Source organism: Dyadobacter sp. UC 10 (assembly GCF_008369915.1).
In the GTDB taxonomy this organism is placed as follows: Bacteria; Bacteroidota; Bacteroidia; order Cytophagales; family Spirosomataceae; genus Dyadobacter.
Map to the genome: position 1 here is coordinate 1,556,735 of NZ_VSRN01000001.1, position 15,871 is coordinate 1,572,605.

At 45.8% G+C, this 15,871-nt stretch carries 19 protein-coding genes; 14 read left to right on the top strand and 5 right to left on the bottom strand.

Annotated elements, in window-relative coordinates; all coding sequences use genetic code 11:
• Positions 1-6 precede the first annotated feature (6 nt).
• From FXO21_RS28705 to FXO21_RS28925, 3 genes are read left to right on the top strand one after another with little or no spacing between them, the layout of a single operon-like run.
• Positions 7-165, top strand: coding sequence for a hypothetical protein (locus tag FXO21_RS28705; RefSeq protein ID WP_192579172.1), 159 nt, complete (start codon positions 7-9; stop codon positions 163-165).
• 4 nt (positions 166-169) lie between these two features.
• On the top strand, positions 170-949 hold the full coding sequence (locus FXO21_RS06165; RefSeq protein ID WP_149639276.1) for a 3-hydroxyacyl-CoA dehydrogenase: 780 nt from the start codon (positions 170-172) through the stop codon (positions 947-949).
• Positions 949-1,350, top strand: a complete 402-nt coding sequence (locus tag FXO21_RS28925) for a hypothetical protein (protein WP_149639277.1) — start codon at positions 949-951, stop codon at positions 1,348-1,350. The genes FXO21_RS06165 and FXO21_RS28925 overlap by 1 nt, the downstream gene beginning before the upstream one ends.
• A gap of 277 nt (positions 1,351-1,627) precedes the next feature.
• On the opposite strand, the gene FXO21_RS06175 is transcribed toward FXO21_RS28925, so the two are convergent.
• Positions 1,628-2,377 (bottom strand): DeoR/GlpR family DNA-binding transcription regulator, encoded by a 750-nt coding sequence (locus tag FXO21_RS06175; RefSeq protein ID WP_149639278.1) that lies wholly within the window; start codon positions 2,375-2,377, stop codon positions 1,628-1,630.
• A gap of 101 nt (positions 2,378-2,478) precedes the next feature.
• Between FXO21_RS06175 and FXO21_RS06180 the strand changes: the two genes are divergently transcribed.
• From FXO21_RS06180 to FXO21_RS06190, 3 genes are all read left to right on the top strand, one after another.
• Positions 2,479-3,027 (top strand): 5' nucleotidase, NT5C type, encoded by a 549-nt coding sequence (locus FXO21_RS06180; protein WP_149639279.1) that lies wholly within the window; start codon positions 2,479-2,481, stop codon positions 3,025-3,027.
• An 83-nt stretch (positions 3,028-3,110) separates the two neighbouring features.
• The gene (locus FXO21_RS06185; RefSeq protein WP_149639280.1) at positions 3,111-3,326 is read left to right on the top strand and encodes a hypothetical protein; all 216 of its coding nucleotides are present in this window, start codon (positions 3,111-3,113) and stop codon (positions 3,324-3,326) included.
• Positions 3,313-3,624, top strand: coding sequence for a type II toxin-antitoxin system RelE/ParE family toxin (locus FXO21_RS06190; RefSeq protein ID WP_149639281.1), 312 nt, complete (start codon positions 3,313-3,315; stop codon positions 3,622-3,624). The genes FXO21_RS06185 and FXO21_RS06190 overlap by 14 nt, the downstream gene beginning before the upstream one ends.
• 1 nt (position 3,625) lies before the next feature.
• Here the strand turns inward: FXO21_RS06190 and uvrB are convergent, their stop codons facing one another.
• Together uvrB and FXO21_RS06200 are read right to left on the bottom strand one after the other, a co-directional pair.
• Positions 3,626-5,644, bottom strand: coding sequence for an excinuclease ABC subunit UvrB (uvrB, locus tag FXO21_RS06195; RefSeq protein ID WP_149639282.1), 2,019 nt, complete (start codon positions 5,642-5,644; stop codon positions 3,626-3,628).
• A gap of 77 nt (positions 5,645-5,721) precedes the next feature.
• Positions 5,722-6,576 (bottom strand): cupin-like domain-containing protein, encoded by an 855-nt coding sequence (locus FXO21_RS06200; protein ID WP_149639283.1) that lies wholly within the window; start codon positions 6,574-6,576, stop codon positions 5,722-5,724.
• A gap of 208 nt (positions 6,577-6,784) precedes the next feature.
• On the opposite strand from FXO21_RS06200, the gene FXO21_RS06205 reads away from it, so the two are divergent.
• From FXO21_RS06205 to FXO21_RS06235, 7 genes are all read left to right on the top strand, one after another.
• The gene (locus tag FXO21_RS06205) at positions 6,785-7,594 is read left to right on the top strand and encodes a helix-turn-helix domain-containing protein (protein ID WP_149639284.1); all 810 of its coding nucleotides are present in this window, start codon (positions 6,785-6,787) and stop codon (positions 7,592-7,594) included.
• Positions 7,595-7,664: 70 nt separating this feature from the next.
• A complete protein-coding gene (locus FXO21_RS06210; RefSeq protein WP_149639285.1) occupies positions 7,665-8,051 on the top strand; it encodes a VOC family protein in 387 nt (128 codons plus the stop codon).
• 51 nt (positions 8,052-8,102) lie between these two features.
• Positions 8,103-8,441 (top strand): n-acetylglutamate synthase, encoded by a 339-nt coding sequence (locus tag FXO21_RS06215; RefSeq protein WP_149639286.1) that lies wholly within the window; start codon positions 8,103-8,105, stop codon positions 8,439-8,441.
• Positions 8,442-8,465: 24 nt separating this feature from the next.
• Positions 8,466-9,002 (top strand): YceI family protein, encoded by a 537-nt coding sequence (locus FXO21_RS06220; RefSeq protein WP_149639287.1) that lies wholly within the window; start codon positions 8,466-8,468, stop codon positions 9,000-9,002.
• Positions 9,003-9,137: 135 nt separating this feature from the next.
• Positions 9,138-11,408, top strand: coding sequence for a TonB-dependent receptor (locus FXO21_RS06225; protein ID WP_149639288.1), 2,271 nt, complete (start codon positions 9,138-9,140; stop codon positions 11,406-11,408).
• A gap of 31 nt (positions 11,409-11,439) precedes the next feature.
• Positions 11,440-12,834 carry an HmuY family protein gene (locus tag FXO21_RS06230; protein WP_149639289.1) on the top strand — a complete coding sequence of 465 codons (1,395 nt, stop codon included), beginning with the start codon at positions 11,440-11,442 and terminating at the stop codon, positions 12,832-12,834.
• A 62-nt stretch (positions 12,835-12,896) separates the two neighbouring features.
• Positions 12,897-13,466, top strand: coding sequence for an HmuY family protein (locus FXO21_RS06235; protein ID WP_149639290.1), 570 nt, complete (start codon positions 12,897-12,899; stop codon positions 13,464-13,466).
• On the opposite strand, the gene FXO21_RS06240 is transcribed toward FXO21_RS06235, so the two are convergent.
• Both FXO21_RS06240 and FXO21_RS06245 read right to left on the bottom strand, forming a co-directional pair.
• Positions 13,463-14,077 carry a YdeI/OmpD-associated family protein gene (locus FXO21_RS06240; protein WP_149639291.1) on the bottom strand — a complete coding sequence of 205 codons (615 nt, stop codon included), beginning with the start codon at positions 14,075-14,077 and terminating at the stop codon, positions 13,463-13,465. The genes FXO21_RS06235 and FXO21_RS06240 overlap by 4 nt on opposite strands.
• A complete protein-coding gene (locus FXO21_RS06245) occupies positions 14,078-15,118 on the bottom strand; it encodes a GNAT family N-acetyltransferase (protein ID WP_149639292.1) in 1,041 nt (346 codons plus the stop codon).
• Between the two features lie 313 nt (positions 15,119-15,431).
• On the opposite strand from FXO21_RS06245, the gene FXO21_RS06250 reads away from it, so the two are divergent.
• Positions 15,432-15,851 carry a hypothetical protein gene (locus tag FXO21_RS06250; RefSeq protein ID WP_149639293.1) on the top strand — a complete coding sequence of 140 codons (420 nt, stop codon included), beginning with the start codon at positions 15,432-15,434 and terminating at the stop codon, positions 15,849-15,851.
• Positions 15,852-15,871 lie beyond the last annotated feature (20 nt).

Consider the following 15,871-nt stretch of genomic DNA (forward strand, 5'->3'; position numbering starts at 1 on the left):
AACGGTATGAAAGTTTCGAAAAAAAATATCGGCACAGATTTGAAGATCACTTATGATCGAAACCTTGATAATCTGCCTATACCCAAAATTGTAGCTGATAAAACCGAACGCGCCCGTAAATTCCTGGAAGAACATCCTGCTCCGGAACATATATTGAAAAGATAACATAATGCAACTACAAGACGCAACTGCATTGATAACGGGCGGGGCTTCCGGATTAGGGGAAGCCACCGCCCGTTTGTTTGTTGAAGCAGGTGCAAATGTGGTAATTCTGGATTTGAATGAAACTGCCGGACTGGCGTTGGAACACGCTTTTTCCGAAAGGATCAGGTTTGTAAAAACCGACGTTTCAAGCGAAACGGAAGTTCTGAAAACGATTCAGGTGGCTATTGAAAGTTTTGGCCAACTTGATATTGTCGTTAACTGCGCCGGCGTCGCTCCTGCGAGAAAAATAGTAGGCAAATCGGAAGGTATTTACGGCCCGCATTCTTTTGAATTATTTGAAAAAACAATCCGCACGAACCTGATCGGCACATTTAACGTCATGCGCTTAGCGGCATTCGCAATGGAAAAAAATTTACCGAATGCAGAGGGCGAGCGGGGCGTGATCATCAATACTGCCTCCGTTGCAGCCTACGATGGACAAATGGGGCAGGTTGCTTATGCAGCGAGTAAAGGTGGGATCGTGAGTATGACTTTGCCCGTCGCCCGAGACCTTGCAAAGTCGGGTATCCGGGTAATGGCAATCGCGCCAGGCTTGTTTGAGACGCCTTTGATGCTCGGATTACCGGAAGAAGCGCGCCTGTCACTAGGGCAGCAGATCCCGTTTCCTTCCCGCCTCGGGCGACCTTCCGAATATGCGTTACTGGCTAAATCAATCGTAGAAAACCCTATGTTGAATGGCGAGGTAATCCGGCTCGACGGCGCAATCAGAATGGGACCCAAATAATGCATTCACATTCAAACATATTGCCCGTACATACGACCATTTTAAGGTGGCTATTCCTGGTTATTTTATCAACCGGGGCTAACCTTTTCCATGAATCCGCGAGGGTTTCGGGTTATCAGACGGAGCAGGTATTCGTTTCAAATCTCGCCAAACGTCGCTCCCGAAAGCCGACGGCGGTTTTCTCCGTTAATTCAACGAGTTTTAAAGGGTTTTCAGACTGCACAGAGTTATTCAAGCGTTATTTCTGCCAACTGCTAAGTTTTGCAAATATCACTGCAACCCGCTTCTCAACTTTGAAACATCGGTTTCTCTCCTACTCCTTTAAAATACGCAGAGTAAGCTTATCCAAATCCAGCACCAGTCCTTCCTACGAACCCGATTCTTCATTTTCCAATTCCTGAGCAGCTCGTTCTGCTTTAAAATCCTGTAAGCTGTGCAGCTTTCAGCGACGACTTCATTGCCGTTTCCAGTCCGGGAAGGGCTATTATACATTCTAATTATTTTTGGAAAATGAGTATTGGAAAAATATTCCGCTGCCTAATCAAGTGGCTGCGACGGTTTATTATCGCGTTTATGCTGGGCTTTTCAAATGTTATCTATCAGGAAACCAAAACGATAGACGATACCTTTTTTAAAACGGAACAGGTTTTTCGGGATAAAGAAGAATGACCGACTGGTTTAAACCATTTTAATTCCAAGATCGGAATACATTTTAAATGCTTCCTGTCCGCCCGGCTGATCGGTGATAATGACAGACAACCGCTCAGTCGGGCAAATATAAAATGCCTCCGCAGTTTCAAGTTTTTCCGCGGTAGCGAGGGCTATTACCTCGCGTGAAGATTGGATCATCGTTCTTTTCACCTCACTTTCCTCGTAATCGGGCCCCGTCACACCCAGCTCTTTATGAATGCTGCAAATTCCAAGCAGACAAATATCGGCCCTGAACTTTTGCAGGAATTGAACGGTATCATTTCCTATTGTCACAAATGAGTCTTTCAAGAGTCGGCCGCCGGCAAAAAGCACCTCTACAAATCCATGCTCTTCCAGCAAAGAAGCGATCGGAAAGCTGTTCGTAACTACCGTGATCTTCAAATCTTTGGGCAGCGATTGTGCGATCAGCATTGCAGAAGTACCTCCGTCAAAAATGACGACTTGTCCATCTTTTAAAAAGGATAGCGCCTTGTTGGCGATAATCTGCTTTTGATCTTTATCATGAGAAATACGGTCCCGAAAATGATGCGGCCCGGGAGAATGCGGCACCGCCCCTCCCCGCACCGATTTCAGTAGCCCCTGGTCAGCCAACTCCTTGATATCCCGCCGGACTGTATCCTCAGACACATTCAAAATTGTACTCAACCCGGCCAAATAGACCTTTTGATCATTGACAAGACGATCAAGAATTACTTTAAACCGCTCTTCCTTTAACATATTGACATCCTTATTTCTGCAAACTTAATATTTAATTGAAATAAATATTGCAAAATATTGCAGATAAATTTTACTTTTGTTGCACGAAACCGCAAATCAAAATGACGAGAAAATCAATAGCAGTAGATATGGACAATGTCATTGTCGACATTGAGATGAATTGGATTAATGCTTATGAAAAAGCATTTGGCGTGAGAGTAAGTCGGGAGTCGATGATTGGAATCCCTGAGGATCAGGCTTTTCCAGATCCTATTGCTGCAAGAAGTTTGCTTTATAAACCTGGCTTTTTCCGATACGCCCCGGTGATTGGCGGTTCGCAGGAAGCAATATTAAAGTTGCAGGAGCATTTCGATATCTTCATCGTCTCCGCCGCAATGGAATTTCCCAATTCGCTTCTGGAAAAACATGACTGGCTAAACGAGCACTTCCCATCAATCCACTGGAAAAATATCGTTTTCTGCGGAGATAAACGTGTGATCAACACAGACTACCTGATCGACGATCACCTGAAAAACCTCGATTACTGCCAGGGGACACCAATTCTCTTCTCCGCAGGACATAATGCAGGGATCGATAAATATCCCAGGGTAAATAATTGGGAAGAGGTACTGAGATTGTTTGATGCAGAAATGGCAAAACCTGCGTCCTGAGCACATCGGCAAAATCGGAACCTGTAAATGTTAATCTTTGTATATTAGTGGTATAGAAAACAGCTTTGTAAAAAAAAATAACAATGGCTTCGGTTAATATCTCATTGAACCAACTACTGGAAGTGATCAATTCTCTCAACGAAATTGAAAAGATACAGGTACGGAGTGCCCTGGAAAGCGAAGTTGAAGTTTCAGAAGATGCCAATGAAGAATTACTTCGTCGTAAAAAAGCTTTTGAAGAAGGGAGAATGACTTCCCGCTCTTGGAAGGACATTAAAGGCAAGTATGAGCGTTTATAACATCGAATTTCTCGAAAGTGCCGAAATAGAACTTTTAGAAACATTCGAATATTACAACACGCAGCAGGCCGGGTTGGGACAAAGATTTGTCAAAGAGCTCTCTCATTATCTGGACTCTATTGCTGACAACCCCTACAAGTACGCCTTAAAATACAATAACCCGTTTCGTTTCACCCCTCTTAAAGTTTTCCCCTATCTGATTGCGTATTGGATAGATATCGAAGATAACAGGATTTACGTCGCTTCAATATTCCATACAAGCAGAAATCCCAGGAAATTTGAAGATCTAAGACTATAAATTACGCCTCCTGCTTCGCCCGGTCCTTCAATTGCAACAGCTCGTCACGTAGTCTGGCGGCTTCGAGGAAGTCCATATCCTTCGCGGCAGCCTCCATTTTTCTTTGCGTCTCGGCGATTAGTTTTTGCAGGTCACTTTTACCCATATACTGAACAACCGGATCGGCGGCAATTCGAATTTCGGTTGGTTCTACATATACTTTACGCACCTTGGAATCGGCAACGGAAGTCTGTTCCATGATCGCTTCCCTGGATTTCAGGATTGTTTTAGGAACAATACCGTTTTCGATATTATATTCCATCTGAATGCTGCGGCGGCGATTGGTTTCGTCGATCGCCAGCTGCATGGAGCCTGTCATTACATCCGCGTACATAATCACTTTCCCACGGTCATTCCGCGCAGCGCGGCCGATTGTCTGGATCATCGAGCGGGTATCTCTCAGAAAACCTTCCTTATCAGCATCCATAATGGCTACCAGCGACACTTCGGGCAAATCGAGCCCTTCCCGCAGCAGGTTCACTCCTACCAGCACATCAAAAACACCCAGGCGAAGCTCCCGCAATATCTCCACCCGGTCCAATGCTTTTACTTCCGAGTGAATGTAGCGGCATTTAATTCCCACGCGGTCCAGGTACTTGCTCAGTTCCTCGGCCATCCTTTTGGTCAGAGTGGTGATCAGCACCCGGTCACCCATTTTTATCCTTTTGGTTGTTTCTTCCAGAAGATCGTCGATCTGGTTCAGACTTGGCCTGACTTCTATTTCAGGATCCAGCAAGCCGGTTGGACGAATAATCTGCTCTACTACAACTCCTTCCGACTTTCTTAACTCATATTCGGCGGGTGTAGCGCTCACAAAAATCGTTTGGGGTGTCATGTCCTCGAATTCCTGGAAAGTAAGTGGCCGGTTATCCAATGCAGAAGGCAGCCTGAAACCGTATTCCACCAGCGCCTCTTTACGCGACCGGTCGCCGCCCCACATCGCGCGGATCTGTGGCATCGTGACGTGACTTTCATCCACAACCATCAAAAAATCGTCCGGGAAATAATCCAGCAGACAAAAAGGACGCTGCCCCGGCAAACGGCGGTCAAAGTAGCGGGAGTAGTTTTCAATACCCGAGCAGTAACCGAGCTCGCGCATCATTTCCATATCAAACTCCGTCCGCTCCTTCACGCGTTCCGCCTCAGCTAACCTTCCCTCAGCGGTAAAATACTTGATCTGCATAGCCAGATCGTCCTGAATTTCTTTGATAGATTGCGTCAACACATCCCGCCCGGTGACGAAAAGGTTAGCTGGAAAAATAGCAACCGCCTTTTCCGAAGATATTTTTTTGCCTGTCTCTGGTTCAATTCGCTGTATTTCCTCAATCTCATCGCCAAAAAATATGAACCGGTACGCGAAATCCGCATAACCCGGATAAACGTCCACGGTATCTCCTTTCACGCGAAATGTACTTCGGGTAAATTCAAGCTCCGTGCGGCTGTAAAGTATTTCCACCAACCTGAACAGAAATTGATTGCGACTTACAACATCGCCCAGCTTTGCACTGACAATACTCTTCTTATATTCATTGGGGTTCCCTGCACCGTATATACACGAAACGGAAGCCACCACGATCACATCCCGCCGCCCGCTCATCAGAGAAGAAACAGTATGCAAACGCAGCTTTTCTATCTCCTGATTAATCATCAGGTCCTTTTCAATGTAAGTATTGGTCGTAGAAATGAATGCTTCCGGCTGGTAGTAGTCGTAGTAGCTGATGAAATATTCTACCGCATTGGTAGGAAAAAACTGCTTGAATTCACCGTAAAGCTGCGCCGCCAGGGTTTTGTTGTGGCTTAATACCAGGGTAGGCTTATGAACGCGGGAAACTACGTTGGCTATCGTAAAGGTTTTACCGGAGCCGGTCACACCGAGGAGTGTCTGTGCCGGTTCTCCCGCCTCTATTCCCTGAACAAGTTGATCGATTGCAACGGGCTGATCGCCCGTAGGTTGGTATTCGGAAGTGAGTTCGAAGTTCATAACAACAAATAAGGCCGTACCGGAAATAACGCATTTCAAAGATAGATTAGTTTCCTTGAAATGCGTCCGGAACTGCCTTATGCCTGTTGTCTCAGCACACTTTCGGCATTTTCTACTGCTTTTTTCTCTTTCCAGTGCTGCCAGCCAAGACCGAGTAGCTTGGTCATACTTTTGTCGACGAATGTGTGACGAACTAGGTTCATACCGCCTCTTACCGCTGTGAAGATTGAGTTGTTTGCTCTCAAAGCAAGGCTGAAACCTCCGTCAACGTAGCGGATATGGTGCCACCACAGAGACGGAATGAAGATCGTTTCACCGTGAAGCAACGTCGTTTCATGCCCTACCGCTCCTTTTAATGCAGGAAAACGCTCATAATCAGGATTGAGCGGATCCACTTTGCTCATTACTGTGAATGGGTGGTGATATAGCCTGCGGCTTTCCTCAGGAGAAAACAAAATGACCTGCTTGCGTGTCTGAAACTGGGTCAGGAACACATTGGAGCAATCCATATCATAGTGCAGGCTGGTGATAGAATCCTGACCTCCGAAGAATACAAACTTGTATGATTTTAAAAATCCGTCCATAATGGTCGGAAAACGGATGTCATCTGCGAGCTCGGGGATCTTTTTGAAAATATCAAAAAGGAAGATACGCAGGTCGGTCGGCCCCTTCTCGATCAGCGACAGATACTCGCCGAACTTCATGGTTTTCGCTATCTGAAAATATTTATCGGCATCGTGCAGGTGCTTGTCAACCAGCGGTACATCCAGATCGCCGTGATTTTCCCTCAACCAGTCAAATGTCCATTTCTGAACCGCTGGCCAATCTTTTGCCAGATCGGTGAAAACGACCGGCCGGCTCGGTTTCAGGTAATTCTCGATAAATTCCTCACGGGTAAGACCGCTGCGCTTTTCTATTGGCACTAATTTCATATAGAAACTGAGTATATAGGTAATCAATTAGACTATAATACTGATAAACTCAACGTTTTCAGCGGTATCTCAGGTACATTCCAATGCACCGAATACCTGATCAAATGTATTAAAGAGAATTCAAAAATATAAATTTCAAATCATTTAATAATGATATCCTTTTAAATATATAGAAATAGTAGATTAACTTCCTGTTACCTGGTTTCATATGCAGTATTACACCATTCTACCACCACCGGATCTGGCGCCTTTTGTGCGATGTTTCTGGGTGCTGGAACACGAAGTTTCCTCCGAAAAACCCTATTTCCATAAGACGCTGGCAGACGCGTGCGCGGAACTGGTATTTCACTACAAAGGTACTTTCGACGAAATAGACAGATCTGGCAAAACATCCCCTTCTTTCACAGCCGGCCTCACCGGGCCGACTTCACTTTACAGAAGGTTCAGGATCAGCGAGAACTTCGGCATTTTTGGCGTTTACCTCTATCCTTTTGCTGTGCCTGCCATGTTTGCAATTCCGGCAACTGAAACTGTTAATGAAATGCCCGACCTGTACAGTATTTTAGGAAAGATGGGCTCGGACCTGGAAGAAAAAATGACGCTGGCAGAGAATAACCAGGCGAGAATAGCAATCATGTGCCGGTTTATGCGCGGTTGCCTGCAACGAAACGCCCGGCCCGAGCCCGCTGCATTCTCGATGATCAGCCAGATTATTCAAAGTAACGGACTTACCAGCGTTACCGAACTTGCAGAGCGCAATGCATTATCCACCAGGCAGTTTGAAAGAAAATTCAAAGCTTTCTCGGGATTCAGTCCGAAGCTTTTTTCACGCATTATAAGATTTCATGCCGCTATGAATTCGTATGGAGACCAGCAAAAATCACTAACCGAAATCGCTTATGAGGCTGGTTACTACGATCAATCGCACTTTATTCATGATTTCAAAACTTTTTCGGGCGAACACCCGGGCACCTATTTTTCGGGCAATTCTGAGGCTACCGAGTATCGCGATGTATAATGTCGCGTTTTTCCAATTCCGGCGCTGGTTGCCACTTTAATTTTGTCCTAAACTAAAATCAGAAAATAGCATGAGCACGATCAAAATCCCAAACGGACACCAAACCGTAATGCCCTATTTAATGCTTGAAAAAGCATCTAGGTTTAAAGACTTCACTGAAACAGTCTTCAATGCGACATTTTCGTCTATCCATTTCCAGGAAGACGATCCGAGCCTGATCAAGCACGCCGAGGTACAGATCGGCGAAAGCACGATCATGTTTTGCGACGGCCGCGCAGAGTGGCCGCCAAAGCCGGCCAGCATGTTCGTATACGTTGAAAATGCCGACGATGCTTACAAAAAAGCACTCGAATCTGGCGGGATCAGCATCATGGAACCGGCCGACCAGGATTACGGCAGAAGCTGCGGCGTTTCCGACCCCTGTGAAAATGTGTGGTGGATTACTGAGGTGATCTGATCCGGAAATGGTCTTTATCGCTATATTGGGCTGATAAAGACCATTTTTACTATGATCAATTACGACAATAAAGTTTTCTTCCCTTTGTCAAATTCAGAAAACGGGGAGGTGGATATGGAGATGCATTTCGTTTATAAACAAAAGGGCAACATTGTCACATCGACCTATTCGGGCGGACGGATCAAAAGCGGGCATTTAATCGCCTTGGTCGATGAACGGGGAAATCTGGATATGCGGTACCACCAGGTGAATGACAAAGGCGAGATTACAACCGGAGTCTGTAAATCTACGCCTGAGCAACTTCCGAACGGGAAATTACGTATGCATGAAAAATGGCAATGGACTTCGGGGGATCTGTCTTCAGGTGAATCTTTGCTGGAAGAAAAATAAACGGCTGCATTTCAACATACATCCATGCGCAATTTAACAAACTGGCTTTTACTGCCTGCACTTATTTTCGCTTCCTCCCTTGTAATGGGACAGACTTCCCAGATCGTTTCCGGCTCCACCAAATTCAGTGTGAAGTTTATTATGGGAACCTGTAAGGGTACCTTTGCGGCGCCTGCAGGCAGTGCTGTTTTCAATGAAAAAAGTCCCGAGAACGCTTCATTTGACATTAAAATAGCAGCTAATACCTTCAAAACCGGCAATAATTCACGGGATAAGGATATGAAAAGCGAGAAGTATTTTTATGTAGAAAAGTATCCGGATATCCATTTCAAATCTGCCAAAGTTGAAAAGAAAGACGGCAGGTACCAGGTCACGGGTAAACTCACTATGCGCGACGTGTCGAAGACCGTTACCCTCCCGTTTGATGCAAAAAAGAACTCCGACGGAAGCTATATGCTTACCAGTACTTTTGAGATAAACCGGCTTGACTATAAGATCGGTGAAAAGGACTGGAAACTGAAAGATATCGTGACGGTAGACCTGCAGGCAACCGCCAGATAGCTCTGCTTGCTCATTTCCCGTAATTTTTCGGCAGGAGCACGAAAAGATCAATCAAAAATTCTCCCACCTACTGATTGTATTTAGTCTAAATAATACATTTACCTTGTATTCATATTTAGTCTAAATAATCATTCAATGAGATCAGCCTCTACTTTCCTATGCCTGGTATTCAGCACGGTAGGTGTTTTCGCGCAAATGAAGGAAGGTATTATTGTGGGTAAACTGATCTCAAAAGAAGGTGTCGGGCTATCTCAGGCAAATGTATTTTTAAAGGGAACCAGCTTTGGAACCGCTTCCAATACGGATGGAAACTTCTCACTGAAAGTCCCCGCCGGTCGCTATAAACTGATCGCAAAGAATCTGGGAAACGATGAAAAACAGATCGATATCGTTGTCAAAGCTGGTGAAACAACAGCAATATCAGATATACAATTAGTCGAAAACCCGCTTTCGCTGATGGAAATGGTGGTTACCGGACAATCTGAACCGCAATCACTTAGAAACTCGGTTTACCAGGTTCGCACGATCGACAGCGAGCGGATCCGCATGCGGGGAGCGACTAACCTGCAAACTGTCCTGAACACTGAACTGGGCATCCGCTTTTCAAATGACCTCACATTGGGTACCAGCGATATTCAGTTAATGGGAATGTCGGGGCAGAACGTGAAGATCCTGCTGGACGGAGTGCCGATGGTAGACCGTGGAAGTACGAGGGAGAGTTTGGGACAAATTGATATCAACAGTATTGAACGTATAGAGATCGTCGAAGGCCCGATGTCGGTTATGTACGGAACCGATGCGCTGGCGGGCGTGATCAATATTATTACCAAAAAAGGCCACACCGGCTCCAATCTGATCGTAAGTGCGCGGTTGCAGGAGGAAAGTGCCGGCAAAGAATATAATGCATTCAACAAAAAAGGCACGCATAATCAGAGCCTCGGGCTGACCTGGCAGAACCAGCATTTACAATTTTCGGGCAATGTTTCAAGAAATAATTTTGGCGGCTGGAAAGGCAGCTCGACGGGCAGGGCTTTGGACTGGATGCCCAAAAACCAAAACCTGTATTCAGCAGGTGCAAGGTATACAGCCAACAAGTGGAATATCTGGTACCGGTTCAACGGAACTGACGAGACGATCAGCTACCTGGGCAACCGCAACCCGATTACGCTCATCGCAGCTGACAAGGATTACATTACCAAACGCTGGTTTCATCAACTACAATCGGAATACAAAGCGAGCGAAAGGCTCAGTTTGAACGGCGTGCTCTCCTATACCGACTATTCCCGCAGGACATTGAGTACCCATGTAGATGCGAATGACAGAGAAACACTTTCGCTTGACCCGGGCTCGCAGGACGAATCGGTATTCACAACTACGTTCTTTCGCGGAACTGCATTTTACAAAGTGACGGGCGGTTTTTCGGTTTTGGCCGGGATTGATTTTACCGATAATCGAAGTTCGGGTGCGCGAATCAAGGGTACGCCCCGTATCAGTGAATATGCGGTATTTCTCGCGCCGGAGTTTAAGATCGGGGAAATTTTCAGGCTTACACCGGGTTTGCGTTTCATGAAAAATTCGGTGTACGACGCGCCTCCGGTCATTCCTTCCTTGAATGGAAAACTGACATTGTCCAAAACGCTTGATTTTCGTTTTGGCTACGCCCGCGGCTTCCGTTCGCCTGCTTTGCGGGAGTTATATTTCGATTTCCATGACGCGTCGCATTCGATCAGCGGCAATTTGAATCTCAAAGCCGAGTACTCCAATAGCTTTAATTCATTCCTGGTCTGGCAAGCCGCCAGCAGGCCACATTTGAGGATCAGCTCCACATTAGGCGGTTTTTACAACATTTTCAATAATCTGATAGATACAGGAGTTGACCCGAAAAGCCCGACGGAAACCACCTATCTGAATATCCATTTATTCAAAACCACGGGTATAACCCTCGACAACAAATTATTCTCCAAGCATTTACAGGCCAGTCTCGGCGGATCTTATATCGGTCGCTACAACCAGTTTTCCGATCATCCCGAACAGTTTGGCCAGCTTCCTCAATTTGTCTGGTCTACCGAAGTGAATGCGAATGTGCTATACACTTTCAGCAAGATCCGCACAGGGATTAATCTCTTCTACAAATACTCGGGCAAACGGCCAACTTACGAATCCACCGATCAGGTAAACATCAATCTGGCTGAAACCGAAGGCTTTCACACGACCGATCTAACTATTAACAAAACGATAGGCAAATATGTGAACCTGCTTGGCGGGGTCAAAAACCTGTTCAATGTCACCACGCTCACCAATACTTCGACGGATACCGGCGGCGCGCACAGTGCAGGCGGCGCAGTTCCGATGTCTTACGGCAGGTCATGGTTTCTCGGATTGAACGTCCAATGGTCAAAAAATTAATTATTACCCTTTTTACATAAATCAAATCAAGATGAAGAAAATAGCCAAATCGCTGTTGCTGATTGCCTTTCTGGGAAGTTTCAATGCATGTAAAGACGACGAGCCGCCACTTCCGGATAACGTAGCCGGTTTTGAAAGTGCAGAAAAGGGTTTTGAAGGCGAAGAGACGGAAGTAAAAATTATCCTTTCGCGGGCCGTCGATGTGGCCACTCCTATAACTGTTTCAGTTACCCCTACCCAGCTTGCTTATGACACTGAATTTACCACAACTCCGGCCCTAGCTAACAATGCCATCACATTATCGGTACCTGCGGGCCAGGCTTCTGTTTCTTTTAAAGTGGCCAAAAAAGCAGGTATCCTGCTTGACGGAGATGAGAGTATCGCATTTAAAATTACCTCGGTTGGCGCGCCGGCTTTGGTTGGCACGGGAACTGACCTCAAACTGAGTTTCAAGGCGATCATTTCGGAAGGTACCAGTATTCAGCTCAATGGACTTGCGGGCAGCGAGCCGGGCAGCAGTGCGGCCAATTCGGTTTTTCTTGATTTGAGCTCCAATGTACAAACCGCTGTTCTCCGCGATAGCTGGGATCTTGGTTTTTACAGCGGCGCTGATTTCCGCGTGACGATCAACGGTACCAATGGTGCTTCTGCATTGATGATCAACAAATCGGATATTAATACGGTGACTGATAAAGATCTGGTTGCCGATTCACTCGCAGTTGGTCAGGGAATGGGCAAACTTGCATTGGTAGACAATGCGCAGGGCGACCTCACTAAAACGGTTATAAAAGAAATTTCAGCCACCGACGCAGACAATAAGGTATATATACTAAACCGAAAAGGCGGGTCAGCGACAGTATTGCCCGTTGATCAGCTTTACAAGATCCGGATTTTACGTAAAGGAACCGGGTACTCTATTCAATATGCGAAGCTGAATGAAACTACTTTCAAAACACTTGATGTGACCAAGGATGCATCTTCCAATTTTGAATATGTATCTCTTGAAAAAGGTGCAACTGTGGACGTAGAACCTGCCAAAGATCGCTGGGACCTGCAATGGGGTTATAGCATGTATTACACCAATTTCGGCACTGGCATGATCCCTTACGGTTTCTCAGACCTGGTTTTTACGAACAGACAAGCTAACGTAGAAGCCGCAGAAGTGTTAGCCACGACAGCCACTTACGATGCATTTGCTGAGGCTAATCTGGCAGGTGTTACTTTCTCCAAAGATGCTGACGCGATCGGCTCTAAATGGCGGGTAACTTCAGGCGGTACTGTGGGTGTGAAAACAGATCGTTTTTACCTCATCAAAGATCCTGCGGGGAACATTTATAAGCTGCGTTTCGTAAGCTTCCACCCAAGCGACGGCGGCGAGCGCGGCAAACCGAAACTAGAATACAAGCTGGTAAAAAAAGGAGCATAATACATTCAGGAGAGGCGCTGCACGGTGCGTGCCTCTTTTCTCAAATTCTAAATCATTTTTAAATGAAAATCCTGCTATTTTCTATTTCAATATTGATTTCCGCTTTTTGCCTGCCAGTAACGCAACCGGAAGTTTCTTCTAAAAGTGCAGCTGAAATAGTGGTAATTAAAGACCTGAATGCCAACACCAAGCCCTACATCTATTTCAGCGTAACAACCGGAAAGGAAGTGTCGGCAGGCGATGCGAAAACTACAAACTGGGATATTGCATTCAGCAAAACTACCATCGCTGTAAATGGAGGCACAAGTGGCCCCGGTCAGGGCGGTGCGATCGTAATAGAAAAGCCATTTGCTTCGGTAATTGAGGCGCCAAAGGATGGTTACAAATTCGACAGTGATGCAGGGTTTGCAATTCCCGGCGGAAGCGGAAATTCGTGGTACAAGTACGATATGGGCGTGCACGCAATTCTGCCTATTGTTGGAAGAACAATCCTTTTAAAGACAGCCGAAGGGAAATTCGCCAAAATCGAGATCATCAGCTACTATAAAGGAGCGCCGGAAGATGTTCCGACGGAAGAATCCAGCTATTATACTTTCAGATATACCCTGGCAGACGCGGAAGGAAAGTATTAGTATTTCCAGTTTCTCGTCTTCCCTTCTTCAATCCACTCAACGGCAGAAACGATGCGCCTCTGGCGCGTCGTTTCTGTTTTAGCCCCTTCTATCCACTCTACGTATTCCTTCCTGCCGGAGTTACTGAACTTTGCAAAATTTCGCACTGCCTCAGGACTTTGTTCCAATGCGCGAATAAAATAGTCTGGTACGACGAGGGGCTGCTTCTCTCCGGTGCTACCACCCGCATTTTTCACTTTTACTCCCTGATCAATCAGGTACATTGCTTCGGCGATGAACCCGATCAGTTTTTCTTCGGAAGGCAATGTGTCAATACTGGTAATGCGCCCCAAATGTCCCATTGAAGTTCGCTCTCCTTCCCCGGCCAGCAGTTTATCCGGGTCTGTGAGGCGTGATGCCAGCCAAAACCCAAATGCGCAGTGCTGCTTGAATGATGCCATACTGCAAAGGATGCTTCCTTTATACAGAAAATGCGGAAAGCTCCATTTCATCGTTTCCTCTACCTCCGGACAAGCCGCGTGAACGATTGCCCGGAGATAGTCAAGAACAGGAATAGCAAATGGTGCTGATTTTATGATATAGGTGTCAATGCGGGGATCAGTATTATTCATTTACTCTTCCAAGTTCTGTTTCAAATTTGCCAATCCATCCTCAAAATCCTTGCCGATCATGCTTTCCATTCCTATAAAAGGCAGCATCACGTTCATGGGTATAGGCATCTTCCCGGTAAAGCCCCAGCGGACTTTGGTTGAAGTGGGGTCGATTGGCTCCGTGATCATGTAGGCGTCACTTGTGCTTTCCATTGGTTCAAGAAACCGCAGCTGCGTGTCGATCCTGCTTCCCTCCTCTATTTTGGTTATTTCCTGCTCGCCGGTACCTACCTCATCGTTTCCGGTCCATTTGGAAACGAACCCGACCGTTCCGTCAGTCCCTTCGAACGTATTAATGATGTTAGGATCACGACGTGCCCAGACACTCCATTCATTCTGATTTTTCAAACTTTTCAAATAAGTGAAGACCTCGGCATTGGGCTTGTTTATGACAACATCTTTCTCAACCGCATATTCCTTCGGCATGATTACCGCAGCAATAAGGATGATCGCAATTAAGCCCAGGATGATGTACAGCGCTTTTTTCATGGGGAAGTTATGTTTAGGTGAATAAATGAATTTGTACTTGATCTCATCGATATCTTCAATGGTCTGCACATTCTTCATCCCCGCTTTTTCCAGCACGCGAACAGACGCCAGGTTTTCGGTGTTGACAAACGCAATAACCGCTCTTGCTTTTAAAACATCATTTGCGAACCTGATCAATCCAAGGGCAATTTGCGTTGCAATTCCCTTGTGCCATTGCTCCTGCCTGATCCGGTAACCAATTTCGATGTCCCCGCCAATCTGGTCCAGCTTTGCAGCGCCGATCAGCTCGCCGGTCCCGGCCACTTCGATCAGATATCGTCCCAGATAAGTGTCAGCGCCGTATTCGCTCAGCATGACTTTCAACATCTTATCCGACTCCTTTCTGGTGAGCGCGTAACCAGTAACAAATTTCATTACCTCGCTGTTGTTGCTTAGCTCATAGTACTTATCCCCATCCGAGGCGGTCATCTTTGTCAGTACAAACCGCCCTATTATGATCGGCTTTATTTGCATGGCACGATGCTTGTAATGTTTGCCAGGTTGGGAAAATAGAAAAACTACCAGTTTTTACGCAGCAATGGAATGTACTGTGAAACCATGAAAAGTTGATGAATTTTTTGGAAAAAACCAGTTTCACCATTGATTTTCTTTCATTTACAAATCCGTTAACACTCGTTAACAGTATTTTAAATTTGGTTTCTACATTTGAAACGTTATATTTGGACTGCCGGGAAATGATATTAACATTCCGCAGCAATTGTTCCAATCATTCTTGAATTCATTATAAAAGTATGAATTTTTTAATGTACTGATCTTAGTCAGCATCATGATAAAAAGAACTTTTGTATTGTTTTTCTGCCTTGTGCACGTTCTCTTTTCCCCTGTTTTTGCGGAAAGGCCGGTAGCCTCATGCAAACTGGAAATGGGTGCGGGGAGCTTCTCAATACATGAGGACGAAAGCACATCCAAGGAGAATGATTTCGTGCTGGAAGACGACACAATTCCCAGAAACCATACGATAGTCCGGGCAGATGAATTTGAATGGCAGGAGAGCCTCAATGACCTGCTACGCCACCGGCACTCAAGTTTCAGGTTCCTTACCATCGTAAGTCATGCCTCCCCTGAATACAACATTACACTTTTCCCGAAAATCGTACGGGAATCCGTTATTCTGCCAATCATTACCAGAAGTACCTTAGTACTTCCCGGTTACTACGGTTTTTTACACCGTCTTTGCCCCTTCTAACAGCGCTGCTGTTATTCTTT